At 58.1% G+C, this 24,318-nt stretch carries 22 protein-coding genes and 5 tRNA genes; 9 read left to right on the top strand and 18 right to left on the bottom strand.

Annotated features, from left to right (window positions below; all coding sequences use genetic code 11):
* Window positions 1–93 precede the first annotated feature (93 nt).
* Complete coding sequence (gene pdxR, locus H8K20_RS11510) at window positions 94–1,503, bottom strand: MocR-like pyridoxine biosynthesis transcription factor PdxR (protein WP_341480841.1); 1,410 nt, start codon at window positions 1,501–1,503, stop codon at window positions 94–96.
* A gap of 121 nt (window positions 1,504–1,624) precedes the next feature.
* Between pdxR and H8K20_RS11505 the strand changes: the two genes are divergently transcribed.
* Window positions 1,625–1,999: a pyridoxamine 5'-phosphate oxidase family protein gene (locus H8K20_RS11505; protein ID WP_105205281.1), complete on the top strand. Its 375-nt coding sequence runs from the start codon at window positions 1,625–1,627 to the stop codon at window positions 1,997–1,999.
* A 372-nt stretch (window positions 2,000–2,371) separates the two neighbouring features.
* On the opposite strand, the gene H8K20_RS11500 is transcribed toward H8K20_RS11505, so the two are convergent.
* A complete protein-coding gene (locus tag H8K20_RS11500) occupies window positions 2,372–3,580 on the bottom strand; it encodes an RNA polymerase sigma factor (protein WP_186488495.1) in 1,209 nt (402 codons plus the stop codon).
* A 637-nt stretch (window positions 3,581–4,217) separates the two neighbouring features.
* Here H8K20_RS11500 and H8K20_RS11495 point away from each other — a divergent pair.
* Together H8K20_RS11495 and H8K20_RS11490 are read left to right on the top strand one after the other, a co-directional pair.
* Window positions 4,218–6,866 carry a hypothetical protein gene (locus H8K20_RS11495; protein ID WP_186488494.1) on the top strand — a complete coding sequence of 883 codons (2,649 nt, stop codon included), beginning with the start codon at window positions 4,218–4,220 and terminating at the stop codon, window positions 6,864–6,866.
* Window positions 6,853–7,014, top strand: a complete 162-nt coding sequence (locus H8K20_RS11490; RefSeq protein WP_186488493.1) for a hypothetical protein — start codon at window positions 6,853–6,855, stop codon at window positions 7,012–7,014. The genes H8K20_RS11495 and H8K20_RS11490 overlap by 14 nt, the downstream gene beginning before the upstream one ends.
* A gap of 236 nt (window positions 7,015–7,250) precedes the next feature.
* On the opposite strand, the gene H8K20_RS11485 is transcribed toward H8K20_RS11490, so the two are convergent.
* The 5 genes from H8K20_RS11485 to H8K20_RS11465 form a co-directional block, all read right to left on the bottom strand.
* Window positions 7,251–7,326, bottom strand: a tRNA-Gln gene (locus tag H8K20_RS11485).
* Between the two features lie 36 nt (window positions 7,327–7,362).
* Window positions 7,363–7,439, bottom strand: a tRNA-His gene (locus tag H8K20_RS11480).
* 4 nt (window positions 7,440–7,443) lie between these two features.
* Window positions 7,444–7,520, bottom strand: a tRNA-Arg gene (locus tag H8K20_RS11475).
* A gap of 44 nt (window positions 7,521–7,564) precedes the next feature.
* Window positions 7,565–7,638, bottom strand: a tRNA-Gly gene (locus tag H8K20_RS11470).
* 103 nt (window positions 7,639–7,741) lie between these two features.
* Window positions 7,742–10,021, bottom strand: coding sequence for an ATP-dependent Clp protease ATP-binding subunit (locus tag H8K20_RS11465; RefSeq protein ID WP_105205284.1), 2,280 nt, complete (start codon window positions 10,019–10,021; stop codon window positions 7,742–7,744).
* 652 nt (window positions 10,022–10,673) lie between these two features.
* Here H8K20_RS11465 and H8K20_RS11460 point away from each other — a divergent pair.
* Window positions 10,674–11,048: an ArsR/SmtB family transcription factor gene (locus H8K20_RS11460; RefSeq protein WP_186488492.1), complete on the top strand. Its 375-nt coding sequence runs from the start codon at window positions 10,674–10,676 to the stop codon at window positions 11,046–11,048.
* On the top strand, window positions 11,045–11,791 hold the full coding sequence (locus H8K20_RS11455) for an EFR1 family ferrodoxin (RefSeq protein ID WP_186488491.1): 747 nt from the start codon (window positions 11,045–11,047) through the stop codon (window positions 11,789–11,791). Before H8K20_RS11460 ends, H8K20_RS11455 begins: the two co-directional genes overlap by 4 nt.
* Window positions 11,792–11,899: 108 nt before the next feature.
* Here H8K20_RS11455 and H8K20_RS11450 read toward each other — a convergent pair whose 3' ends face one another.
* The 11 genes from H8K20_RS11450 to ruvC all read right to left on the bottom strand — a co-directional run bounded on the left by H8K20_RS11450 (window position 11,900) and on the right by ruvC (window position 22,353).
* On the bottom strand, window positions 11,900–12,601 hold the full coding sequence (locus tag H8K20_RS11450) for a CvpA family protein (RefSeq protein WP_186488490.1): 702 nt from the start codon (window positions 12,599–12,601) through the stop codon (window positions 11,900–11,902).
* Between the two features lie 566 nt (window positions 12,602–13,167).
* Window positions 13,168–14,319, bottom strand: coding sequence for a DUF5711 family protein (locus H8K20_RS11445; protein WP_105205288.1), 1,152 nt, complete (start codon window positions 14,317–14,319; stop codon window positions 13,168–13,170).
* A 42-nt stretch (window positions 14,320–14,361) separates the two neighbouring features.
* On the bottom strand, window positions 14,362–15,108 hold the full coding sequence (gene truA, locus H8K20_RS11440; RefSeq protein ID WP_154867679.1) for a tRNA pseudouridine(38-40) synthase TruA: 747 nt from the start codon (window positions 15,106–15,108) through the stop codon (window positions 14,362–14,364).
* A gap of 117 nt (window positions 15,109–15,225) precedes the next feature.
* On the bottom strand, window positions 15,226–16,029 hold the full coding sequence (locus H8K20_RS11435; protein ID WP_105205290.1) for an energy-coupling factor transporter transmembrane component T family protein: 804 nt from the start codon (window positions 16,027–16,029) through the stop codon (window positions 15,226–15,228).
* Window positions 16,026–16,895, bottom strand: a complete 870-nt coding sequence (locus H8K20_RS11430; RefSeq protein ID WP_186488489.1) for an energy-coupling factor transporter ATPase — start codon at window positions 16,893–16,895, stop codon at window positions 16,026–16,028. Before H8K20_RS11430 ends, H8K20_RS11435 begins: the two co-directional genes overlap by 4 nt.
* 3 nt (window positions 16,896–16,898) lie before the next feature.
* Window positions 16,899–17,753, bottom strand: a complete 855-nt coding sequence (locus tag H8K20_RS11425; RefSeq protein WP_105205292.1) for an energy-coupling factor transporter ATPase — start codon at window positions 17,751–17,753, stop codon at window positions 16,899–16,901.
* 4 nt (window positions 17,754–17,757) lie between these two features.
* Window positions 17,758–18,627, bottom strand: a complete 870-nt coding sequence (locus tag H8K20_RS11420; protein ID WP_186488488.1) for a class I SAM-dependent methyltransferase — start codon at window positions 18,625–18,627, stop codon at window positions 17,758–17,760.
* A 4-nt stretch (window positions 18,628–18,631) separates the two neighbouring features.
* A complete protein-coding gene (gene glmM / locus H8K20_RS11415) occupies window positions 18,632–19,972 on the bottom strand; it encodes a phosphoglucosamine mutase (protein ID WP_186488487.1) in 1,341 nt (446 codons plus the stop codon).
* A 157-nt stretch (window positions 19,973–20,129) separates the two neighbouring features.
* Window positions 20,130–21,200: a Holliday junction branch migration DNA helicase RuvB gene (gene ruvB, locus H8K20_RS11410; RefSeq protein ID WP_154867671.1), complete on the bottom strand. Its 1,071-nt coding sequence runs from the start codon at window positions 21,198–21,200 to the stop codon at window positions 20,130–20,132.
* A 4-nt stretch (window positions 21,201–21,204) separates the two neighbouring features.
* On the bottom strand, window positions 21,205–21,816 hold the full coding sequence (gene ruvA / locus H8K20_RS11405; RefSeq protein WP_105205296.1) for a Holliday junction branch migration protein RuvA: 612 nt from the start codon (window positions 21,814–21,816) through the stop codon (window positions 21,205–21,207).
* A gap of 30 nt (window positions 21,817–21,846) precedes the next feature.
* A complete protein-coding gene (gene ruvC / locus H8K20_RS11400; RefSeq protein WP_105205297.1) occupies window positions 21,847–22,353 on the bottom strand; it encodes a crossover junction endodeoxyribonuclease RuvC in 507 nt (168 codons plus the stop codon).
* A 485-nt stretch (window positions 22,354–22,838) separates the two neighbouring features.
* Here ruvC and H8K20_RS11395 point away from each other — a divergent pair.
* The 4 genes from H8K20_RS11395 (at window position 22,839) to H8K20_RS11380 (ending at window position 24,217) form a co-directional block, all read left to right on the top strand.
* A tRNA-Val gene (locus tag H8K20_RS11395) sits at window positions 22,839–22,914 on the top strand.
* Between the two features lie 358 nt (window positions 22,915–23,272).
* Window positions 23,273–23,599 (top strand): PadR family transcriptional regulator, encoded by a 327-nt coding sequence (locus H8K20_RS11390; RefSeq protein WP_186488486.1) that lies wholly within the window; start codon window positions 23,273–23,275, stop codon window positions 23,597–23,599.
* Window positions 23,596–23,943, top strand: a complete 348-nt coding sequence (locus H8K20_RS11385; RefSeq protein WP_154867665.1) for a DUF1048 domain-containing protein — start codon at window positions 23,596–23,598, stop codon at window positions 23,941–23,943. The genes H8K20_RS11390 and H8K20_RS11385 overlap by 4 nt, the downstream gene beginning before the upstream one ends.
* A gap of 10 nt (window positions 23,944–23,953) precedes the next feature.
* Window positions 23,954–24,217, top strand: coding sequence for a DUF1048 domain-containing protein (locus H8K20_RS11380; RefSeq protein WP_154867663.1), 264 nt, complete (start codon window positions 23,954–23,956; stop codon window positions 24,215–24,217).
* The last annotated feature ends 101 nt before the right edge of the window (window positions 24,218–24,318 follow it).

Raw genomic sequence — 24,318 nt, 5'->3', positions numbered from 1 at the left:
AGTGGCGATAGAAACAGAGTCGTCCTTACATTGTATGCGCAGGGGGCATAGGCGGTGCGCGCCGGCCCCCGGGCGGGCGGCATGCTGCCAGAGCTACTGCCCGCCCCACGCCTGGGCCAGCCGGGCGACGCCTTGGCGTATCTGCTGCTCGGTGAGACTGCCAAAGCCCAACAGGACCATATCGCCGCTGTAGCGCTGCCTATTCATCCAGTAGCGGGAGACCGGGTACACCCGCACGCCTTGTTCCCGCGCGCGGCTGATCAGCGTATTTTCGCCCAGTGGCGGCGGGGCCTGCAGCAGGATGTGCAGGCCGGCATTTTCGCCGTGGATGGTAAAGTGGGGCAGCGCTTCTTTAAGGCACTGGATGAGCAGGTCGTGCTTTTTGCGGTTGGCGGTACAGGCGCGGCGCAGGTGGGCCTCCCACTGCTCGGAGCCCAAAAACAACTGCAGCACTTTTTGCTCGATGATCGGCACCGAGGCGGGATGATCGTCGAACTGCTGCTCGTACCGCGCCGCCAGCGCCGGCGGCAGTACCAGATAACTGGCCCGCAGACCGGGCGAGAGGATCTTGGATAAGGTACCCATGTAGATGACCTGGGCGTCAGGCTGGATGCTGGCGATGGAGGGGACCGGCCGGGTGTGATAGCGGAACTCGCTGTCGTAGTCGTCCTCGATGATAAGGCCACCCGTTTGCCGGGCCCAGTGCAGCAGGCGCCGCCTTTTTTGGATAGACATGACTGCCCCGGTGGGGAACTGGTGGGACGGGGTGGTATATACTACCCGTGCCCCGCTGCTGTACAGTGCCGCTACATCCAGCCCGTCTTTTTCTACCGGGACGGGCAAAACGGCAAAGCCACATTTTGAAAAGGTGTCGCGGGCGTTGGGGTAGCCGGGGTCTTCTACCGCGACGTGACGGTGCAGCGGCAGCAGCAGCTGACCCAAAAAGCCCAGCGCACAGGTGGTGCCGGCGCAGAGCATGACCTGATCGGGGGCACACTGCACCCCGCGGGCGCGGCGCAAATACTGGCAGATCTCCCACCGCAGGCTGTAGTCGCCTTTTCCGCTGCCGTAGACAGAAAAATCCTCTGGTGACAGTTCGGCCAGCGCCTGCGCAGTGAGCCGCCGCCACAGATTTAAAGGAAAATCGCGGGCGTCGAGATGGCCGTACTGGAAGTCGCAGAGCAGGCCGTCAGCGGCGGGTGGCGGCGGCGGTACCGGGCGTGCTTTGGGGGCAGTGCCGGGCCGGGGCGCAAGCGCGAGCTGCGGGATCTTTTGTACGATGTGGCCGCTGCCGGGACGGCTGGCCACGTACCCCTCGACTGCCAACTGGGCGTAAGCGCTCTCGACGGTATTGCGGCCCACCGCCAGCTCGGCGGACAGTGATCGGGTGGAGGGCAACCGCTGCCCCGGCGGCAGCTGACCGGCGGTGATCTGGTCGCGTATCTGGCGGTATATCTGCATGTAAAGCGGTTGTTTATCTTCCTCTTTTAGCAAGATGAGCACGGTGCTCTCCTTTCAACTGGGTCCTATAAATTTATAGAAACTGGCTCTTTTGATATAGCCAATTATACCGTATACTGAGCTTGTAAAACAACCGGTCTACAGTGATCAAGGAGGAAAAAATATGCTGGATAAAAAACTGTTTGATATCTTGGCCCATGACGGTATCGTGGCCATCGCCACCTGCTGCGATAACGTCCCCCACGTGGTAAACACCTGGCACAACTACGTAAACGTGACCGAGGACGGCCGTCTGCTCATCCCCGCTGGCGGTATGGCTGAGACCGAGCGCAACATCGCGGCCAACAACAAGATCGTGCTGGCGCTGGGCAGCAGCCAGGTAGAGGGGCTCTCGGGCTCGCTGGGCGCCGGGTTCTGCATCGAGGGCACCGCCAAATTTTTGAGTGAAGGCGCCGACTACGATATGATGCACGAAAAATTCAGCTGGCTGAGCCGCGTATTGGAAGTGACAGTGACCAGCATGAAAGAGACGATGTAGGCAGATTTCGTTTTCTGTTTATAAAACGAGGTATACCCGCTGGGTATACCTCGTTTTTCTGTGTGAAAAAGGGAGCACTATATGAGATCGCTTTGCCAGACTGCGCTATGCAGGGTTTGGCGAGAAGGCCAAATAAGCGGCCGTACAGACTACCTCTATCAGGCGTTCGCTTGTATGGTATCACCGTATGGCTGTCTGATATGATCGCTTCGCTTGGGAAAGTGACGGTGTAATTTGAGATACGATCCCGCAGCACCGGGTGCGGCGAAATATATACAAGGTCGCTCTCTCACAGCAAAATGCAGCGCTCTTCGTAAAATGTTGGCTATCATTTTTGACGGTCATACTCTGTCCCCCACATTCAGTTATCATTTATTCCGATGGTGTATACACCCGAAAAGGGCCTTCTGCGCGATTTCCGAGCATATCGCATACTGAAAAATGATACTGACCGTCTGGGATCTGGAAGTACGCGATCCCCGCGCTTTCATCGATGGTATCTGCCCTATAATGCTGTCCCTCTGCCGATATGAGGGATAGGGTCGCCCAATCCACACCGCTGCAGTCGGAGATCTGCACCGCCGCTACGCCGATCTCGTCCCAGCTCTTCATGATCTGGGGCGCCTGCAGATCGCCGTCACCAACTAATATTTCTTTGGTGCTCACCCGACCGTTCATTCCTCGGGCTATAATGGTCCCCGGGCCGGGCGCCGCCGGTGAAAGTACAAACTGACCTTTTTCCGCCTGTAAAAAAAGCGTCTCTCCCTGAGCAGTCTGCAATGCCAATTGCTCGGCTCCACGAGCCTGCACGGTAATCTGTGCGCCGCCTCCAATCGGGGTACTGTCTGCTTTTATGATCTCTGGGTGGGGAAAGAATGCCACAGCTGCAGCTATCCCGATGATACCGGTCCCCGCCAATGCGGCAACAGGCAGCGGAATTTGCTGATATGGTTTTGGCGAGAGAGACCCCGACTGTTTTGCCGATCGGGACAGCACCCATCCCATGGGGAAAAATACCGGCAGGAAGTCTCTCATTTTCCGCTTTAACTGTTTTCTCGCCAGCTGCAACTGCCGTTTGGCCGTACTCAAAGAGCACCCCATCTGCCGCGCCACTTGCTGCAGAGGCAGGCCCTGATAGTACTTCAGCACCACCGCCTGACGCTGTCTTTCCGGCAGGTCTGATACTGCTTGACGAAGGGCGGCTTCCCGCTCGCGTTTCAGGGCAGTCTCTTCCGGCTGTACCAACAGATCACTGTCGGGCAGTCCTTCCAAGTCCTCCGCTCCCCGACCGGCACGTCTACTCTCTACACGGCGCAGGTTTTGACAGCACAAAAAGGTAGCGCGGTTCAGAAAAGCTACCAGCGTCTGGGGGTTATGTATCTCATCTATCCTGCGGTAGAGCGTCAGGTAGCTCTCCTGCACGGCCTCCTCAGCCAGAGTCTGGTTCTTGAGCAGTATCTCCGCCTGTACCAATTGCGCATATACGGTGGAGCGATACAGTTTGGTGAATGCCTCTTTATCCCCTTCACGCGTCCTTTTCAGAAGGGTGCCCAATTGCTGGTATGTCAGATCTTCCTGCATTTTCCACCCCGCAAAATATTGTCGTATTTTAGCGATGAGTGTACACTATTTTATAACCAAAAACAAGGAAAGAGAGCCAATGGAAAAAATTTTATAGAAACTTTCATCTTTTGTCGGCCATATATCGTTCTTCGTACATTTGTAAATGAAGGGGAAAATTATTTCGCGAATTGAAAATGAAAAAAGGATGTGTTTTTAGATGCGACATCATGTACAAAGGCAAGTTTGGCGAAGGACAGCGGCACTGCTTTTGGCGGGGGTCTTGACTTTTTCTGCCTTTCCCGTTCTGGCTGAGGAGGGGGGAGAGGAAAAACCGGCTGATAACGAGGTGGTGCAGTGCGAGGATCTAAATGAAATATTTGAAATGATTTCCACTACCAACGAAGTAGGTGTGATTGACGGCAACAGTATCTATTTAGCTGACTACGCACACTGGAGTTCGTCGGGCAGGGGTAGTTGTGGGACATCTTTTGCGGGTAAGGGCCAAATATCCATGAAAGCCAGTTGGTCATTTGATGTTTCCTTTACCATTGAGGATGCTGACGGCAGTCACTGTAACTACGGCAATATACAACTGTCAAACAATCAAACGAGTTTTTTGTGCTTTGCCGCAGGTAAAGTTGGTGGAACCAAGCGCTTGACCGTACTTACCACTCCTGGTGATGATTATAAAACCGAAAAAGACTTGGCCGATACTGATTTTGGAAAAGATAAACTCTACAATCTCTCTTACGATAAAACGACCAATACCTTTACTCTGCAATATAGCGATAAGTCTCTCATCTACCGAAATCCATATACGGATGAAAAGCTGTACGTAAGGTTATCGGGCTCAATGGATAATAGTGGCTCTACAACTGCGCCCACCAAAGGTCAAATCTCGGCGGTATTTAGCCGTGCGGCCTATACCGACTACATACCTGTCTTTGTGGAGACCACCCTATTGGATGAAAACGGCGATCCTTTCCCTGAGGGGACGGTCATCCAAGACGGCACCGCGGTCACCATTCAGGCCAAGGTGAAAAACGGCTATGAAAATGGCGGCACCGTCCAGTGCCACCTACAGCTCTCCGACAACAAGGACTACCCCACTGCCGGTCTCTCATTCCCAGCTACGGCCGAGCAGACAGTGACCATCGACGGGGTGACCGTTTCAGACGTGAACATCACCGGTGAAGGTATTCCTTTTGACTGCTCCCCCACCGAGACGGTCATTACCTACAGGGCGGTGGTGGACAATCCCGATGGCGCTGCCGTCACCGTGGGGCAGATGATGCTGGACGACTTCTTCCAGTCCAAGCGCCATTCTGGCGATACGTTGATCCCCCCCATCGAACTGGTGCCTCTGGACCCCGACAAGCCGATAGAGGAGCAGGGCGAGGCCGGCAAGGACTACCACTACACTCGCACCCCGGCCAATGAAAACGGCTGGAACAACGCCGACGTGTCCATCGTCTTTTTCCCGGGTGATTTCAGCGAGTTTCACATTGTGGACAACAAGAATGTAACGGATGTACATTACCTGACACCGGACAACACGCACAAGGCCTTTACCGACGAACAGGCTGGGAAGGAGCTGGGCCTGCAGGCCCACAACCCCACCACCGGAGAGATGTCTACTCTAAAAGATGATACCGTCAAGATAGACAAGACCGCCCCTGCCCTCACTGCCGGGGCGAGTGGGGCGCTGACCTTGACGGACGGTTTGGCCGGCGTTTGGAAGCTGGAGCGTTACGACGCGGCCAGCAAGAGCTGGGTCACTGCGCAGGAATACGCTTTGACTGAGGGAAACGGAGCGGCCAGCCAGAACCATACGGCCGCCCAGAACGGTAAATATCGGGTGGTAGACGCGGCGGGAAACGCCTCCATCGCCCAAGCGGTGACGGTCAACGACCCGCCTGCCGTTACCCCCTCCGACCCCAATGCCTCTCTGCCGGACCCCGAGCAGAGCACCGACGAGAACGGACTCACCCATGCAGTGATCACGGATAGCATGCAAGAGTACCTCGACAGACAGTCTCCTCTCTATGGTGGCTGTTTCACGCTGGAGGATGCCAAAGACCTGTTTGACGCCCGCTATGGTTTTTCCTCCAATGTGGCCAGAGATGATGGACTGGTCTATCACTACACGATCGCCCAAAGCGGCAAAGATGTCACTGGTGAAGGGGTAAACGCCACCCAGGCCGGTTCTTTCACCGTCACCTGTGTGGTCACTGACGCGGACGGCAACACCACCACCGTCATTCTAACCGACATGCTCATCGACCGCTCAGCACCACCGGTAGTGGACTGGGGGGCGGACCCCAACCCGCCAGTAGGACCTTCTTTTGACCCCCTCAAGCCTACCCCCAGACCTGTTGTCAAAGAGGACGCGGAAACTGGCAAAAAGCACGCTTACATCTATGACACTGTAACAGAGCAAGTAAAAGAACCGGGCGCTTACAGTGGCAAACTTACTGCAGCGGTGGCCAAACAGATCCTCGCTGGCCGCTACCAGTTTGGCACTGCTCAGGGAGATGGGGTGCTCAACTACGGACCTGTCACCATTACGGTGGACGGCGGAGAGAGCAGCCTGAACACCACTGTGCCCGGCAGTTGTATCATCAGCCAAACGGTGACCGACAGTCAGGGGAACCAGACCACCGTCTACCTCACCTATAATCTGATAGGTAAGAACACGCCGCCAGCCATCGATTACAACCCCGGCGATGAGACTGTGGAACCGGGCAGTGTACTGGCCAGCCCCGAGATCATAGAGGACTGGCAAAACGGCACCAAGTACGCCACTGTAAAGGATAAACTGATACAGGCTATCTCTGATCCTCCCCTGTCTGATGGCTCGCTGGATGGCGGTGAATTGCGCGCCTTCCTTCAAAACCGGTATCAGTTCACTTCCACCCAACCGGATGGGGCCCTTGAAGAAATTCGATTTGTAATCACGCAAGATGGCAAGGCGGTCGAAGCTATTGACACCACACGACCCGGCGATTATCTCATTACCTATACCCTGGAGGATTCGGCCGGCAACCGCACAACGCTATTTTTACAGTACAAATTGGTATTGAGAGAAGTAGAGTCAGATCTACAGGACAGCGGCAATATCTCTGATGGAAGTGGGCATCCAAATACCGGCGACAGCACATCCAGCGGTTGGCGACACGGCAGCCCCTCCCGCTGTCTCATTCATTGGCTCCTTCTCGGCTTGGCCCTGACCGCCCTACTCTATACGTTCATGCGCGTTCGACAGATGGAGAAACAGGAGGAACAGCTCGATGAGATTATCTGATTTTATTTTCTATACGCTCATTCTCGCCTTGGGCGTCGTTCTTTTTATCCTGTCCAGCTGTCAATGGGACTTTTTGGGGCTGCTTGTTCTGCTGATCGCCGTGCTGGGCGGCAGTGGATACCTTATCAAGCACTACGACCGACCATAACGCTGTCAAAAGGCCCGCTGACCCGGGTCGGCTGCACCCTCTATTTGATATGACTGAGTTTGGTCCAGATGCCTATTGACAAAAGCGAGAGGCTCTGGCCCATCGCCTCTTTTTGCTTATTCGGGGCCCAAAGATGAGCCAAGATGACACACATAAACGCTGCCCTCTTGCGTATTTGCATATGCAGCTATATAAACATGTAAAAAGCCGCTCGACAATACCTGTCGAGCGGCTTTTGGCTGGGCCGGCTGGATTCGAACCAGCGGAATGACGGAGTCAAAGTCCGTTGCCTTACCCCTTGGCGACGGCCCAATAGAAAAGGCTGCGTAATGATTACACAGCCTTAGGTGGGGTGGATAGTGGGTCTCGAACCCACGGCCTCCAGAGCCACAATCTGGCGCTCTAGCCTACTGAGCTATACCCACCATATGGCGCGCCTGAAGAGACTCGAACTCCTGACCCACTGCTTAGAAGGCAGTTGCTCTATCCGGCTGAGCTACAGGCGCATACGCGGCAAACGGCTGCCTGCAAAACAGGGCCAGGCACGTCCTGGAGCGGGTGATGGGAATCGAACCCACACAACCAGCTTGGAAGGCTGGGATTCTACCATTGAACTACACCCGCACGTTTGCGACGTTTAATATGTTACCATACTATCCGCCGCATGTCAATATATTTTGCCCAAATTGGGGGGAGTTTATCGCTGTGTCGCCAACAAGATGATCATTTAGACGGGGGTCACCTGCAGGCCGCTCTCGCCGGCAGTGACGGTGATGATCTTGGGCGGATCGGCGTAGTGCTGCACCACGATCTCGCTGACCGGGTCCTCGATCTGGCGGCGAATGACTTTGGCGATAGTGCGGGCACCAGCGTGCTCGGCGTACGCCTCTTTGGCGATGTAAGCCAGCGTGTCGTCGCCATAGGTGAGCGTGATGCCCCGCTTGGCGATCCCCTCGATCAGCTGCTGCATCTGCAGGGCGGCGATCTTTTGATACTGCTCCTCAGTGAGGTTTTTAAAGACGATGATCTCGTCGATACGGCCCAAAAATTCGGGCCGCAAAAATTCGGCCAGCGCCTTGTGGGCGTTCTCGCGGGACACGTCGGCCACGGTGCGGCCAAAGCCCAGCGGATTTTGGTTGCGGTCGCTGCCGGCGTTGGAGGTCATGACGATGGTGGTGCGCTCAAAGCTGACCTTGCGGCCGTGGGCGTCGGTGATGTGGCCCTCGTCGAGGATCTGCAGCAGGATGTTGAGCACGTCGGGGTGGGCCTTCTCGATCTCGTCGAGCAAAATGACCGAGTAGGGCTTTTGGCGCACCTTTTCGGTGAGCTGGCCGGCCTCGTCGTAGCCCACATAGCCCGGGGGCGAGCCGATGATTTTAGAGACCGAGTGCTTCTCCATGTACTCGGACATATCCAGCCGAATGAGCGGGTCGACCGAGTCGAACAGCGTCTCGCTCATGACCTTGACCAGCTCGGTCTTGCCCACGCCGGTGGGGCCCACAAAGATAAACGATGCGGGGCGGCGCTTGCCCGAGAGCTGCACCCGGTGGCGCTGGATAGCTTTGCAGAGCTGGTCGACCGCCTCGTCCTGGCCGATGATGCGGGCCTCGATCTTCTCTTTGAGGTGGGCGACTTTTTGCAGCTCGCTCTCCTTGATCTTGGCGGCGGGGATACCGGTCCACAGCTGGATGACGGTAGCCAGATTGTCCTCGGTCACCGCCACGCTAGTGGCTGCCGGCTCCAGAGCCAGCAGCTCCTCTTTGAGCTGCAGCACGTGTGACTTGACTACCGCCAGCCGCTCGTAATCGATGGTCTCGGCGCTCTCGAGCTCGTTTTGTTCCTGGCGCAGCTGATCGTATTCCTTGCTCTTGAGCTCGTACTGGGCCAGCTCGGGGCTCTCGAGGGCGGCACAGGCACAGCCCTCGTCGATGAGGTCGATGGCCTTGTCGGGCAAAAAGCGATCGGTGATGTAGCGCTCGCTCATCTCGGTGGCGGCGACCACGATGTTGTCGCTGACCTTGACCTTGTGGTAGGCCTCGTAGTACTTTTTAACGCCTTTGAGCACCTCGATGGTGTCGTCGATAGAGGGCTCCTCCACCTTGACCGGCTGGAAGCGCCGCTCCAGGGCGGAATCTTTCTCGATATACTTGCGGTACTCGGCAAAGGTGGTGGCGCCGATGACCTGGATCTCCCCCCGGGAGAGGGCGGGCTTTAGGATATTGGCGGCGCTCATTGAGCCCTCGGCGTCGCCGGTACCCACCAGGTTGTGCACCTCGTCGATAAACAGGATGACGTTGCCCAGCTTTTTGACCTCGCTGACCAGGCCCTTGATGCGGCTCTCGAACTGGCCGCGGAACTGGGTGCCGGCCACCAGGGCGGTGAGATCGAGCAGATAGACCTCTTTATCGGCCAGGCGGGCGGGCACCTGCCCGGACACGATGCGCTGGGCGATCCCCTCGGCAATGGCCGTTTTGCCCACACCAGGCTCGCCGATGAGACAGGGATTGTTTTTTTGACGGCGGGAGAGGATCTGCACCACCCGGTAGATCTCGCGGCTGCGGCCGATGATGTTATCGAGCTTGCCGCCGCGAGCCTTTTCGGTGAGGTTTTCGCAGTAGGCGTCGAGGTATTTGTGCTTGGGGGCCTCCTGCTTGTCGCGCTTTGCCGCGCGGGCTCCACCCTCCTTTTTCGCGGGGGCCTGCTCGGCGATCTCGCCGTCCTCTTTTTGCCCCTGCTGGAACATATTTAAAAACGGGAAAGTGGCGCTGCCGCCGGGCTCAAAATCGCCGTCCTCCCCCTCCTGCATGCCCGAGAGCTCCATGAGCTGCTCGCTCATGGCCTCGATATCGTCGTCGCCGATGCCCATTTTGTCGAGCAGATCGTTGACCGGTTTGACCCCCAGTTCTTTGGCGCAGGTGAGACACAGCCCCTCGTTGATGGTCTTATCCCCCTCCATGCGGGTCATGAAGACGACAGCCATCCTCTTTTTACAGCGTGAACAAAGCATTTACATATCTCCCAATTTATCAGTACTATCTGCCGGCTACCGCGGTGGACAGCCGCACAGCTTTATTGCGGTGTACCCGGCCGGCACTTGACGTACCGGCTCGGTAATCCCTATTATAACACTGTGTCACCAGTGTGTGTATGAATTTTTTGTTTACTTTTTCAGTCAAATTTGAAATAAAAACTCTTTTTCTATTTTTATTGGCGTTTTACAGTACATAAAGGTTGAAAGATCACAGCATGCCGGTGATGCAGCGGTGGCCCTCAGACTTATTAGGAAGAAAGGGTTGATTGGTAACAGATCTCTTTACCGATGTTGTAACCGCCGCGCAGATTTTGTATGATGGATAAAGAAAGTTAACGAAAGGCACTGTGCAGGTATGGGCAGATATCGGATCTTTTCTGCGCCGAACTGCGCATCGGTCGCGGATCGTATGGAGACAAAGCGGCCCATGCCCGGTTGGATCGGCGATCTTATTCAGCATTTTTCACCGCAGCTGCCAATACCTCCCCCAAGACCAGACGGGCGGCGAGCGCTGCACATCTCCCTGTAAAACGCGTAGACCTGATACCGGGCTACCCGCACAGATAAAACTTTTGCGCTCGGTGTCTCGCGAAAAGGCAGCGGGCAAGCTATAGGATAGGGGTGGAACATGATGGACTGTGCAGAGAGACAGAGAGCGATCGCAGGCGGCTTTCAAAAATGCCGAAATGCGTTTACCGCCTTGGGCGACGAGACCAGACAACTGATCTTGCTGGTGCTGCTCGAGAGCGATCTATCGGGCGTTCGCGTGGGAGAGATCGCCCAGAAAATACATCTGACTCGGCCGTCTGTGTCGCACCACCTGCAGATCTTAAAGGGGGCAGGCATCGTGTCTATGCGCCGGGAGGGGACTAAAAATTACTATTACTTGAGTGCAGACCAAACGCGGTGGAGAGATCTCGCCACTTTGGTAGAGCTGATCTACGAGAGCGTTCGGCATATCAGCACACAGCCGCCCACACCCAGCAGAGGAGGAGAAGTATGATCTTATATTTTTCGGGGACGGGAAACAGCGCCTATGTGGCAGAGCGGATCGGCCGGGTGACCGGGGAACCGGTGGTAGACCTGTTCGAGAAGATCAGGGACCGCGACTTTACGCCGATACACGCCGATGACCATTGGGTGGTGGTGGCGCCCACCTATGCCTGGAGGATCCCCCGCATTTTACAGGAGTGGCTGAAAGAGACGGACCTGAGCGGCAGCCGCAAGCTGTACTTTGTAATGACCTGTGGGGGCAGCGCCGGCAACGCCGGAAAATACCTGCAGAGATTGTGTGCGTCTAAAAAGATGGCGTACTGCGGGTGCTTTCCCATCGTTATGCCGGAAAACTATATCGCCATGTTCACCACCCCTGACAGAGAGGAGGCGCTGGCGGTCATTGACCGGGCGGAGGCCGCTATCGATCAGGCGGCCGCCCTGATAGCAGCCGGCGGGACATTCCCGCCGCGACCCGTCACCGTGACCGACCGGCTCAATAGCGGGATCGTAAACGACCTGTTTTACCCGATGTGCGTCCATGCGAAAAAGTTTTATGTAAAGGACAGCTGCATCTCTTGCGGAAAATGCGCCCAGGTGTGCCCGCTGCGCAACATCCGCTTGGAGAGGGGCCGACCGGTGTGGGGCGGAGACTGCACCCACTGCATGGCCTGTATCTGCCGCTGCCCGAGCGCCGCCATCGAGTACGGAAAACACAGCGTGGGGCTGCCGCGCTACATCTGCCCCAAGTAGGCAAAACAGAGAGGATGGCCGACCGGCAATGAACTGCCGGCCGGCCATCTTTTTATGGGGACAGCACTGGCTACACATGGGTAGCTGAACCCGAATACTGCCGCCAGATCACAGATAAAATGGCTGGTGGTGGTAAAACCAGCTGAACAGCCAGCTGCTCTCGACAGTCTGCCCGTTGAGCACCGGCCAGGCATTTTGAGAGAGAGCCAGCAGCACCCACACCAAAATAGCCAGCAGATACACCCAAAAGGCCCCCTGCAGCACCCCCAGCGCGGCACCCAATACCCGGTTGAGGCCGCCCACCACCGGGATGTAATTGACCACCTGCCCCACACGGGCCACCAGCCGCACCAGGATAAGGGCCAAAGCAAAAATGACGACGAAACAGAGCACGTGCAAAAGCGAGGTGACTACCGGCGCCACCACGTTCTCTTCCAGTGCGCTGGCAAACTGCTGGGTGCCCCCCTGCAGGTCTGCCGCCAATTTGTCTACCGTGTCTTGCCCCTGCTCGGGCAGCAGAGCCTTGATGGGGCCGATAAGGCCGTCTAGCCCGCGCTCGATCGCGGCGGCGGTGTCGGCAGTGTCGGCGGCAAAGCCCTCCATATTTTTAGATATAGCCGACTGTACCGGCTTTTGCGCCACATTTTTATAGAGAAAATTGGCAGCCGGTACGCTGACGATATAGGTAAAGAGCAGTGCCAGCACACAGCCGCACAGGGTGATGAGACTGCGCACAAAACCCTGTTTGGCACAGATGACCGCCAGAACGATGATGATCGTAACGGTGATGATATCAAAAACAAAGCCCATGAGATGCCCCCTTTTTATGGGATGATGGTAGCAGATATAGGGTGAAAATATTGCCGCAACTTTGGGCCGAAACGCGAACACAGGCGCGGCGGGCAACGCACGCCGGCTGAACCCAACGGCTGTGCAGCTGGTATGCCAAAACCCCGGTAGCGGTCATTGCCGCCCGAAAGACATGGATATGGCGACGATAGAGGACAAACATGCCCCTGGCCATGCAGCCCATGTCTCATCTGCTGTTGAGCAGGTATGCCCTCGTGGTCTACCTCACCGGTCCCCGACCGCCGCGGTAAGAGCTGAAGTTATGCCGATATGGCAGCACCGGGCAGGGCGGTGCTGCCCGGTGTTCTGTCGTGCAATCGCCAAGAGCGCAGTTTATACCATACGCATTTGGTCGTTTGCGGCCGTAAATAGATCAAGCGATCCCGGGGTATAAGAGATGCGCCGCCGCTGTTATGCGGTGGTGAGGAACTGCGCTCCGAAGAGCGTTTCTCACACTTTTTGCGCTGCTGGGCAGGGAGACATTTCTGTGCATTCATCTGTTTTATCTGACCCTTCGCGCGAAAAGATTATAGAGAGAATTTTTCCAGACCGTCGCTGGTCTGCACAAATACGGTGTTCCCCTCGGCGCTCATATCCAGACAGAGCTTTTTGATCTGCTCCTCCTTGACCATTTTGCCCTCTTTATCAAACACGCGCAGCGCCTGCTTGCTGAGTATCGCCACCCGGCCAGAATGGGCGTATACCCCCAAGATGTCCTCCTGATAGTCGATCTTACCGGTCACTTTGCAGGTATCGTCAAACAGCAGCACCTGATTGATATGGGTCTGGCTGTTGTCGCCAAAAGCCACGCAAAAATCGCTCTGGCTCAGGTCGGGCAGACTGAGAACACTGCCTTCGTACTCGTAGCTGCCCAGCTTTTTGCCGTCACGGCGCAGGGTGGTGATCTGGCGGTCGCCCACCACTACGACTTTGCTGCCGTAAAACTGTACCCGCAGAGCCATTGTATTTTCAAAAGTGGTCTTGGAGATCTCTTTGTCTTTTTTGATGTTGAGCACGTAGACGGTGGTGTTCATCTGCCCGTTTTGGGCGTTGACCGTGTTCACTGCCAGGTAGCCGCTCGCCCCAAAATCTACAGACAGTATATAAGAATCAGACGATGACCATTTGTATATTTGCTGTTTACTGCGGTCATATACCACCACTTCGCCCAGGTAGCGCCCGGAACTGGTGGCCAGCGCCACGTTGCCATTACTGTCTACATCGCCGTCGATAATGGTCTGTTCCAGCGTTTTTTGATAGATCTGGGCGGTCTTGGAGTAGAGGGCAAAGGTCTTGCCGCCACGGCCAAATAGCAGCGAGTTGCTGCCGCTGGTCTGGATAGCGCAGTCATCCAGGTTGTGGGGCGTGTTTTTCACCTGTTTGCCCGAGCGGTTATAGGTGATGATATCGGTGTCGGTGATCAGGTTGAGCGAGCCGCTGCCGGCGGCGATATCGCGCGGCACACCGCCGTCGAGCTCCAGCGGAAAACCGGGGCCCGATTGCCAGCTGGCGGTGAAATTTTGCCAGGTGGTGGAGATATTTTCGACGGTGAGATGCTGGCGATTAAAATAGAGCACCGCCACCAGGATCAGCAGCAGGGCCAGAGCGCCCATTTTGCGCAGCTGTTTTTTGCGGTGTTTGCGGCGGCGGGCCACCTCGATATCAGAGAGCGTTGCCATGCTGGTCCCCCTTTATGGGTCAGAGTGTTGTCGGGTGCGGTGCTAGGGCCGGATATCGGGATAAAACACCCGATTGAGGTAGAGGCCCCGGGCGGGAGCGGTATGGCCGGCCAGCGACCGGTCGCCACTATTTAAAATGGTATCGATACGGTGATGGACGGTACCGGTGCCCAGACCGATGAGCGTACCCACCATGATGCGCACCATGTTGTACAAAAAGCCGTCGGCCCGCACCGTGAAGGTGACCAGGTCGCCACAGCGCTGTACCGAAAAATGGCTGACGGTGCGGGTGGTGTTTTGCTGGTCGGTCTTCTGCGAGCAGAAGGCGCGAAAGTCGTGGGTGCCCACCAGCTGCTGGGCCTGCCGGTGCAGGTCGTCGGCATTTAGGCCAAACCCGCGCACATAGCTGAGCTCCTCGTAAAACGGACTGCCAAAGCGGGTGTCGAGCAATTTGTAGACATACTCTTTTTCGCTGCAGCTGTAGCGGGCGTGAAAGTCGTCGGGCACCTGCTGTGCCCGATAGACCGAGATATCGCCCGGCAGGTGGGCGTTGAGCGCCAGCGGGATCTTGCGGACAGGCATGGGCGACTCGGTGCGGAAGTTGAGACAGTACATGTTGGCATGTACCCCCGCATCGGTGCGGGAGCAGCCCTTGATGTCGTACCGCTGGTGGTAGACAGCCTGAATGGCATCCTGTACCACCTGGGTGACCGAGAGCGCATTTTTTTGCACCTGGGAACCGTGGTAGCGGGTGCCTTTATAGCTGAGCGTGAGCAGGATATTGCGCATGGGTGCTCCTTTGCCGGATCTGACTATACAAAAGGTATATTTATTTAAAAATATACACAAAGTGGGTCGAACACGACTCCTTTTTGCCGAAAAAACATGTTTTTTGATGTTTCACTTTTACAGCGGCAGATAATTGCACAGGATGATGCCGGCACAGATGAGTGCCATGACCGCTGTGGCCGCCAGGTCTACCCCGCCCATATGCAGCTGTCGCATGCGGGTGCGTCCCTCACCGCCCCGGTAGCAGCGGCACTCCATAGCCAGAGCCAGCTCGTCGGCGCGGCGGAAAGAGGAGACGAAAAGCGGGATGAGAATGGGCACCAGCGCCTTGACCCGCTTGATGAGCCCGCCGGTCTCCATATCGGCGCCGCGGGATTTTTGGGCCGACATGATCTTGTCGGTCTCCTCTACCAGGGTGGGGATAAAGCGCAGGGTGATGGTCATCATCATGGCCAGCTCGTGTACCGGAAAGTGCAGCTTGGCCAGCGGCGCCAGCAGCCGCTCCAGCCCGTCGGTAAGGGCTATGGGCGAGGTGGTATAGGTCAGCAGCGAGGTGCCGGCGATGAGGCAGATGATACGCACGCTCATGATGGCGGCAAAGTACAGCCCCTGCTGGGTGATGCGGAAGATCCACCAGTGCCACAGCACGTCGCCGCTGATGAAAAACATGTTGAGTATACCGGTGAACAGTACCAGCGGAATGACTGGTTTTAGGCTGCGCAAAATGACCTTGAGCCCGATGTGCGCCAGTTTGTAGCAGAGCACCAGCAGCCCGATGGCCAGCAGATAGCCGGGCAGGCTGTCGGTCAAAAAGAGGACCACGATGTAGGCGATGGTGAGCACCAGTTTGGTGCGGGGGTCCATGCGGTGCAGCGCCGAGTGGCCGGTAAAGTACTGGCCGATGGTGATATCGCGGATCACGGCTTCCCCCCCTCTCTGCCCTGCAGCAGTTTTTGGATCTCGCGCATGCCCTGCTCTACACTGTAGACATTGCGGGGCACCGGATAGCCCCGGTCGGCCAGCTGGATAAAGATCTGGGTGATCTGCGGGATGGACAGGCCGATCTGCCGGATCTGCTGGGCATGGGAGAACACCGCCTGTACCGTGTCGTACATGAGCACGCCGGTATCACTCATCACCAGCACTTTAGAGGCGAATTTTGCCACGTCTTCCATGCTGTGTGAGACCAGCAGGATGGTGTTTTTCTTCTCTTGGTGATAGCGGGTGATGAGCTTTAAGATGGTGTCGCGGCCCCGGGGATCAAGCCCGGCGGTGGGCTCGTCCAAAATGAGGATCTTGGGCTCCATGGCCAGCACGCCGGCAATGGCCGCCCGCCGCTTTTGCCCGCCCGACAGCTCGAAGGGGGACTTTTGCAGGTCGGCCGGCGAGAGCTCCACCGCCTCGGCGGCCTGCTTGACGCGACTGTCGATCTCGCTGTCTGAAAGGTCCATGTTGCCCGGGCCAAAGGCGATATCCTTGTATACCGTCTCCTCGAAGAGCTGGTATTCGGGGTACTGGAACACCAGGCCCACGTCAAAGCGCACCTGGCGTATCTGCTCTTTATGTGCCCAGATATCGCGGCCGTCGATATACACCTTGCCCGAGGTGGGGCGCAGCAGGCCGTTTAAGTGCTGGATAAGGGTGGATTTGCCGCTGCCGGTATGGCCGATGACCCCGACGAACGCGCCCTCCTCGATCTCGATATTGATGTCTTTGATGGCGGTGGTCTGGGTGGGCAGGCCGGCGTTGTAGATATAGGTGAGATCTGTTGTTTTGATGATAGCCAAATTCTATGCCTCCAACAGGTGGGCCAGTGCGGTGACGCAGTCGTCTACCGTAAGGATATCGTAGGGCAGCTCTACCCCCTGCCGCCGCAGCTGAAAAGCCAGCTCGGACGGCTGGGGCACATCCAGCCCGATCGCCTGCAGTTCGGTGACGCGGGAGAACACCCGCTGGGGGATATCGTCCATGACCACGGCCCCGTCGTCCATCACCAGCACCCGGTCGGCCTGGGCGGCTTCGTCCATGTAGTGGGTAATGAGCACCACCGTCATGCCCAGCTCGCGGTTGAGGGTGCGGATGGTGGCCAGTATGCGCCGGCGGCCGTGGGGGTCGAGCATGGCGGTGGGCTCGTCGAGCACGATGCAGCGCGGCTGCATGGCCAAGATACCGGCGATGGCCACCCGCTGTTTTTGCCCGCCCGACAGCTGATAGGTAGCCTGCTGGCGATATTTTTGCATATTGACGGTCTCGAGCGCCCAGTCGACCCGGCGGCGTATCTCGGCGGGGGGAACGCCCATGTTCTCGGGGGCGAAAGCCACATCCTCCTCGACGATGGTGGCCACGATCTGGTTGTCTGGGTTTTGAAATACCATCCCTACGATCTGGCGGATATCGAAGATGCGGTCGTCGTCGCGGGTGTCGATGCCGTCGATGAGCACCTGCCCCGACTCGGGCACCAGGATGCCGTTGAGGTGCTTGGCCAGCGTGGATTTGCCACAGCCGTTGTGCCCCAGCACAGCCAAAAATTGGCCCTCGGGCACCTCTAAGCTGACCCCGCGCAGCGCCCGGTGGGGTGGCAGCGACTCGTCGCTGGACTGGTAGGAAAACACCAGGTCTTTTACCTGTATGATCGGCTCTTTCACGCGGCTACTCACCTCCCAGCCAGATCGCGGTGTTGCCGCAGGGCAGGGCCAGCCCGGTGTGCTGCACCGGCAGGCCGATCTCGTCAGCGCTTATCTGTCCGCCGAAGCGCGGCTTTACAGTAACCCCCAAAATATGCGCCATCACCGAGGGGGACAGCCCGGTAGTGTAGGAATTGATGGCGAAAAACAGCGGCTCTTTAGACAGCACCCCGGCACACAGCAACACCAGATCGTAGATCGAGTCCTCCAGCTTCCACACCTCGCCGCCGGGGCCGCGCCCATAGGAAGGTGGGTCCATGATGACGGCGTCGTAAAAGCTCTGGCGCCGTATCTCGCGGGCGACAAACTTCTCACAGTCGTCGACGATCCAGCGGATGGGCCGCTCCTGCAGGCCAGATAGGTCCGCGTTCTCCCGTGACCAGGCCACCATTCCTTTGGAGGCATCTACGTGGCAGACGCTGGCGCCGGCAGCGGCGCAGGCCAGCGTGGCTCCGCCGGTATAGGCAAACAAGTTGAGCACCCGGATGGGGCGGCCGGCCCGCTCGATGAGCTGGGCGTACAGGTCCCAGTTGACCGCCTGCTCGGGAAATAAGCCGGTGTGTTTAAAGCCGGTGGGAGATATTTTAAAGGTCAGGTCGCGATAGCGTATCCGCCAGCTGTCGGGGAACTTTTTAAACTTCTCCCAGCTGCCGCCCCCCGACTTTGAGCGGTGATACCTGGCCTCGGCCCGGCCCCAGAGCGAGGTGTCTTTTTGGGTATTCCAGATGATCTGCGGGTCGGGCCGCACCAGGATGCGGTCGCCCCAGCGCTCCAGCTTTTCGCCGGCCGAGGTGTCGAGTATCTGGTAGTCCTGCCAGTGCTGTGCCAATCTCATGGGTCTATAAACGCTCCTCTATCTTGTCGGCGATCTGCTGGGCGATGCCCTCGATCTGTGCCTGATCCTTGCCCTCGAGCATCACCCGCACCAGCGGTTCGGTGCCCGAAGCACGCACCAGGATACGGCCGCTGTCTCCCAGTGCCACCTCGTGGCGGGCGATCTCGGCCAGCACGGCGCTGTCTTGCAGCACTGTTTTTTTGTCGTTGGGAACTGTGAGGTTTTTGAGCACTTGGGGGTATACATTCATGATCGACGCCAACTGCGAGGCTTTTTTGCCCGAGCTCGCCAGCACCTGGATGAGTTGAGCGCCGGAGAGCTGGCCGTCGCCGGTGGTGGCGTGGTCTAAAAAGATGATGTGACCCGACTGCTCACCGCCGATGTTATAGCCCTTGTCGCGCATCTCCTCCAACACATAGCGGTCGCCCACGGTGGTGACGGCGGTGGCGATACCGCTGTTTTTGGCAAACTCGAAAAAGCCCATATTGGTCATGACGGTGATGACGGCGGTATCCCGCTTGAGCGCACCGCACTCTTTTAAGTGGGCGGCAAAGATGGCGATCATCTTGTCGCCGTCGATGAGCTGGCCGTTTTCATCTACCGCCAGGCAGCGGTCGGCGTCGCCGTCGAAAGCCAGGCCCAGGTCACAGCCGTTTTCGACCACAAAGTCGCACAGCCCCTGGATGTGGGTGGAGCCGCACTGGTCGTTGATGTTGGTGCCGTCGGGGCTGTCGGCCATAAACAGGCAGGTCGCCCCCAGCCGGCCAAACAGCTGGCGGGCGGTGGCGCTGGCGCTGCCGTTGGCGCAGTCGAAGGCCACCTTTAGGCCCGAGGCGTCGCAGTTTACCGTGTCGAGGATGTGGGCGATGTAATCTTCTGCCGCCGTCTCGGCCCGGTGGACCTGTCCCAGCTGGGTGCCGGTCTTGAGGGCGATTTCCTCGGGGTGGTCGATGTGGTGCTCGATCTCCTCCTCGATGGCGTCGGGCAGTTTAAAACCGTGGCTGTCGAAGATCTTTATGCCGTTAAACTGTACCGGGTTGTGGGAGGCCGAGATCATGATGCCGGCATCGGCCCCGTAGAGGCTGACCAGATAGGCCACCGCCGGGGTGGGCACCACACCCAGCAGGTGCACGTCGGCCCCCACCGAGCAGAGCCCGGCGCAGAGAGCTCCCTCCAGCATGTCGCCGGAGATGCGGGTGTCTTTGCCGATGATGATCTTGGCCTTTTTGTGGGTGTGCTCGGTGAGCACAGTGGCGGCGGCGCGGCCAATGGCCATGGCCAGCTCGCAGCCCAGGTCCTCGTTGGCGACGCCGCGGGCGCCGTCGGTCCCAAAGTATTTACCCATTTGTTTCAGATCCTTCCAAAATGCAGATTTGTGCGGCGAGGACCGGCAGCGGCCGGTACCTTGCCCGCGGTGTGGCCGAGCGCCGAGCACAGGCCCAGCACATCTGGTACAGTATATGGCACGCCCGGGCGCTTTAGCGGCGGGCGCCGAGTTTTACTTAGAGATCAAACGACTGCTGGCCCGGCGGCGGGGCGACCATCTCCTGCGGCAGCGGATAGCCCATATGGGCATAGGCCTTGGGGGTGGCGCAGCGGCCGCGGGGAGTGCGGTTCAAAAAGCCCAGCTGGATGAGAAACGGCTCGCAGACATCCTCGATGGTGACCGACTCCTCGCCCATGGCGGCGGCGATGGTCTCGAGCCCCACCGGGCCGCCGCCGTAATTTTGGATGATGACCTCGAGCACCTTTTTGTCGTTTTGATCGAGGCCCAGCTCGTCGATCTCCAGCCGGTCCAGCGCCTCGCGGGCGATGTCGAGGGTGATGACCCCATCGCCCATTACCTGGGCAAAATCGCGCACCCGCTTGAGCAGCCGGTTGGCGATACGGGGGGTGCCGCGGGAGCGGCGGGCCAGCTCCAGGGCGCCTTCGGGGTCGCAGGGGATCTCCATAATGCCGGCCGAGCGGCTGACGATCTTGGCCAGCTCTTTATCGGTGTACATCTCCAGCCGCGACACCACGCCAAAGCGGTCGCGCAGCGGGGCCGACAGCTGCCCGGCCCGGGTGGTGGCGCCGATGAGCGTAAAGGGGGGCAAGTCGATGCGGATGGAGCGGGCCGAGGGCCCCTTGCCGACGATGATATCCAGCGCGTAGTCCTCCATGGCCGGGTAGAGCACCTCCTCCACGCTGCGGTTGAGGCGGTGGATCTCGTCGATAAAGAGGATGTCCTGCGCGGTGAGGTTGGTCAGCAGCGCCGCCAGATCGCCGGGCTTTTCGATAGCCGGGCCGGAGGTGATGCGGATGTTGACGTGCATCTCGTTGGCGACGATACAGGCCAGCGTGGTCTTTCCCAGACCCGGCGGGCCGTAGAGCAGCAGGTGATCCAGCGGTTCGCCCCGCTTTTTGGCGGCCTCTATAAAGATGGAGAGGTTCTCCTTGGCTTTGGACTGACCGATATACTCCTCCAGTGTGCGGGGGCGCAGACCGGTCTCCACCTCGGCGTCCTCGGCGGTGTAGTCGGGGGTGACCATGCGGTTTTCAAAGTCCATATCCATATCAAAGCGCTCGAGCATCGGTCTACCTCCCCGCCAGGGCTTTTAGCGCCCCCTTGATGAGCTCCTCCACGTCGGCTTCCGGGTCGAGCTTAGCCAGCGCCACCGCCGCCTCTGACTGGGTGTAGCCCAGGGCCAGCAGTGCGTCGATCGCGTCGCCCATAGCCCCGGTGCTGGCAGCAGCCGCCTGCCCCACCGCCGAAAGCTCGGCCCCGCCGGCTTGGCCCAGATCCAGCTTTTGCACCTTGTCTTTGAGCTCGTTGACGATACGGCCGGCGATCTTGGGGCCGATATGGGGGCAGGTGGTGAGGGTCTTGGTGTCGCCGCTGGCAATGCACAGCGCAATGCGGTCGGGGGTGTAAGAGGAGAGCATAGAGAGCCCAAACTTGGGCCCCACCCCCGATACCGAGGTGAGCAGCTTAAAGCACTCCAGCTCCTGCAGCGTAGAGAAGCCGTAGAGGTCCAGGGCGTCTTCTTTTACATCTAAAAAGGTGTAGAGCAGCACCTTTTGCCCGGTAGCCGGCAGGCCGGCGATGGTATTTAGGGTACACAGGCAGCGAAAGCCCACCCCGCCGCAGTCGATGACGGCGATCTTCTGGTCTTTGTACTGCAAAATGCCGTTAAGGCTGTATAACATGATGGCGGCCTCGTTTCTATTTGATAAAGGTCACAGGCGCTGGCTGAAATAGCGGTCGGCCAGCAGCGAACCGGCGGTGTGGGCGTGGCAGATGGCAATAGCCAGCGCGTCGGCGGTGTCGTCCGGCTTGGGGACGGCGCGCAGATTTAAAAGTGAGCGGGTCATCTCTTGCACCTGGCTCTTGACGGCTTTGCCGTAGCCCACCACCGCCTGTTTTACCTGCATGGGGTTATACTCGTACACCGGTACCCCCGCCTGGGTGGCGGCCAGCAAAATGACGCCCCTGGCCTGGGCCACGGCGATACCAGTGGTCTTATTATTGGTAAAAAACAGTTTTTCCACCGCCATAGCTTGGGGGTGGTGCAGGTCGAGGAGCTGCTGCATATCTGTGTAGATCTGCCCCAGGCGCGAGCAGAACTCGGTGTGGGCGGGAGTGGTGATGGCGCCGTAGTCCAGCGTGGTAAAGCGGTTGGCGGTAAAGTCGATCACGCCGTAGCCTACAATGGCGTAGCCCGGGTCGATACCCAGTATTTTCACGCGCCGACCTCCCCCTTCTTTGCCGCAGCTACTCCTCCGGCGGCCAACTGCCGCCACCGAGCCACATATCTTAAGACGTAAGCGAAGTTATTATACCACAACTGGCCCCTGCAAACAACCGTTTGCCGCAGCCGGTCGCGGTAGTTGCAGCCGCCGGTATACGTGCCAAACGCGGGTGTCTACCGCTGCTTTATAGCGGTCGTTTACCGGGCCGGGGCAGGTAGGCGGCGCATGTGCGGACCGGTGCCGGCGCGGCTGGCGACCGGCGGCAAAGCGCTGCTGCACCCCCATCCTGTCCACCGCCATCGATACACGGTCTTACCGCGGCGGCGGAGCTCTTATTGCCGGGCCGGCCGCTGTCGGTCAAAAAAATTGAAAAAAACCGAAAAAAGGACTTGCATTTTAAATGGGCCTGTACTATAATCTTAGTCACAGAGCAAGTGTGGTTTGTCACAAAAACAGATTTGTTCTTTTTTATTTGATATGGACAATTAACTCAGCTGGTAGAGTGTCTGCTTGACGTGCAGGAAGTCAGGGGTTCAAGTCCCTTATTGTCCACCAGGGGTGCTGTTCCTGCAATAGCGGGGGCGGCATTTTTTATGCCGAAATAACGGAGCGTGGTCGCAGCCATGCTCCGTTTTTTGTTTTGCACTACACGGGCGGCACAAACAGGGGATGCCGCGGGCGGATCTCCCCTATTCTTTTACCAGATACCCCATGCCGCCATTCACAGTGACACGCCCGGCCGCGATCTGCACAAATATTTCTGTGCGGCTGTGCAGCGCGGCGCTGTACACTGCCATAGACGGGTATCCTTACATTTTTTTACTCTTGACGGCTGGGCGGGCACGTGTTACAGTGGAGCAGTAGTAAGTACTACTGCATACTTGTTATACAGAATAGAGAGGGACTGTGCCGATTGGAAAACCTGACCGAAATGCTCAAAGGTGTACTGGAGGGCTGTGTGCTCGAGATCATCAGCCACGGACAGACTTACGGCTACGCGATCACCCAGGAACTCGTCCAGCTGGGCTTTACCGAAGTCGTGGCGGGGACGGTGTACACCATCCTGCTACGTCTGGAAAAAAATGCGCTTGTCGAGGTGGTGAAAAAGCCGTCGGCCAAGGGACCGCCACGCAAGTTTTTTACCCTCAACGATGCCGGACACAGGGAGCTGGAGCGGTTTTGGCAAAGGTGGGCGTTCGTCGCCGCACGGCTCGACCAGCTCAGAAAGAGAGATGTATGAATTTTTGGGATAAGATAACCGGCGCCGATATGACCCGGGAGATGGCGCTGTTTGAGGGGCGTGCCCAGGCATTGCCGGCTGACCTGCGCGCGGCGTGGGAGGAGATACGCCTGCAGCTGTGGCACCACGCCGACCTGACTGGCCGCAACCTGATGCCACTCTTTAACGGTGCCCTGGGCCTGCTGGAAGAGGCGGCAGCCGACGGACAGAGCGCCCGGGAGGTGTTGGGCGGCGACATAGAGGGCTTTTGTGCGGCACTGGCCGGTGAAGAAGGCGCCCACACCGCCCGCGACAAGTGGCGGAGGCAGCTTAGCCGCAACGTAGCCAAAAAATTGGGCCGATAAGGAGGGCCGTATGCACCTAAAACAGATCATAGAGGAAAAGAGAGCCTGGCGGGCGCACATGGCCCGGGTAAAAGCGCTGCCAGAGGACTACCAGCTGGTGTATCGCGAGATACAAAAATACATTTTCAAAGCGGGCCCGGTCGAACCGAACGCCAGTATAGACCTGCTGGCAGAGATCGTCCAACTGTTTTGGGAGGGGGCGGCGGCGGGCCGCACGGTTTTGGAAGTGACCGGAGACGACGTGGCAGCTTTTTGCGACGCGCTGATCGACTAAATATACTTATAAAGATAAAAAGGAGCTGTGCTTTTGCAGTATTACAATATGCTGGATATTGTGCGCTGACCGGGAGGTCAGCGCCCTGACAGCGGGCAAGG

Source organism: Neobittarella massiliensis (ex Bilen et al. 2018), from assembly GCF_014269355.1.
GTDB lineage: Bacteria > Bacillota > Clostridia > Oscillospirales > Ruminococcaceae > Neobittarella > Neobittarella massiliensis.
The sequence above is the reverse complement of the archived record's forward strand: the minus strand, read 5'-3'. Positions and strand labels throughout refer to the sequence as shown.

Coding starts and splice junctions, on each gene's coding strand:
- H8K20_RS11505 (WP_105205281.1), top strand. CDS start 1,625: ATGCTGGATAAAAAACTGTTTGATATCTTGGCCCATGACGGTATCGTG.
- H8K20_RS11500 (WP_186488495.1), bottom strand. CDS start 3,580: ATGCAGGAAGATCTGACATACCAGCAATTGGGCACCCTTCTGAAAAGG.
- H8K20_RS11490 (WP_186488493.1), top strand. CDS start 6,853: ATGAGATTATCTGATTTTATTTTCTATACGCTCATTCTCGCCTTGGGC.
- H8K20_RS11465 (WP_105205284.1), bottom strand. CDS start 10,021: ATGCTTTGTTCACGCTGTAAAAAGAGGATGGCTGTCGTCTTCATGACC.
- H8K20_RS11460 (WP_186488492.1), top strand. CDS start 10,674: ATGATGGACTGTGCAGAGAGACAGAGAGCGATCGCAGGCGGCTTTCAA.
- H8K20_RS11455 (WP_186488491.1), top strand. CDS start 11,045: ATGATCTTATATTTTTCGGGGACGGGAAACAGCGCCTATGTGGCAGAG.
- H8K20_RS11450 (WP_186488490.1), bottom strand. CDS start 12,601: ATGGGCTTTGTTTTTGATATCATCACCGTTACGATCATCATCGTTCTG.
- H8K20_RS11445 (WP_105205288.1), bottom strand. CDS start 14,319: ATGGCAACGCTCTCTGATATCGAGGTGGCCCGCCGCCGCAAACACCGC.
- truA (WP_154867679.1), bottom strand. CDS start 15,108: ATGCGCAATATCCTGCTCACGCTCAGCTATAAAGGCACCCGCTACCAC.
- H8K20_RS11420 (WP_186488488.1), bottom strand. CDS start 18,627: ATGAGATTGGCACAGCACTGGCAGGACTACCAGATACTCGACACCTCG.
- glmM (WP_186488487.1), bottom strand. CDS start 19,972: ATGGGTAAATACTTTGGGACCGACGGCGCCCGCGGCGTCGCCAACGAG.
- ruvB (WP_154867671.1), bottom strand. CDS start 21,200: ATGCTCGAGCGCTTTGATATGGATATGGACTTTGAAAACCGCATGGTC.
- ruvA (WP_105205296.1), bottom strand. CDS start 21,816: ATGTTATACAGCCTTAACGGCATTTTGCAGTACAAAGACCAGAAGATC.
- H8K20_RS11385 (WP_154867665.1), top strand. CDS start 23,596: ATGAATTTTTGGGATAAGATAACCGGCGCCGATATGACCCGGGAGATG.
- H8K20_RS11380 (WP_154867663.1), top strand. CDS start 23,954: ATGCACCTAAAACAGATCATAGAGGAAAAGAGAGCCTGGCGGGCGCAC.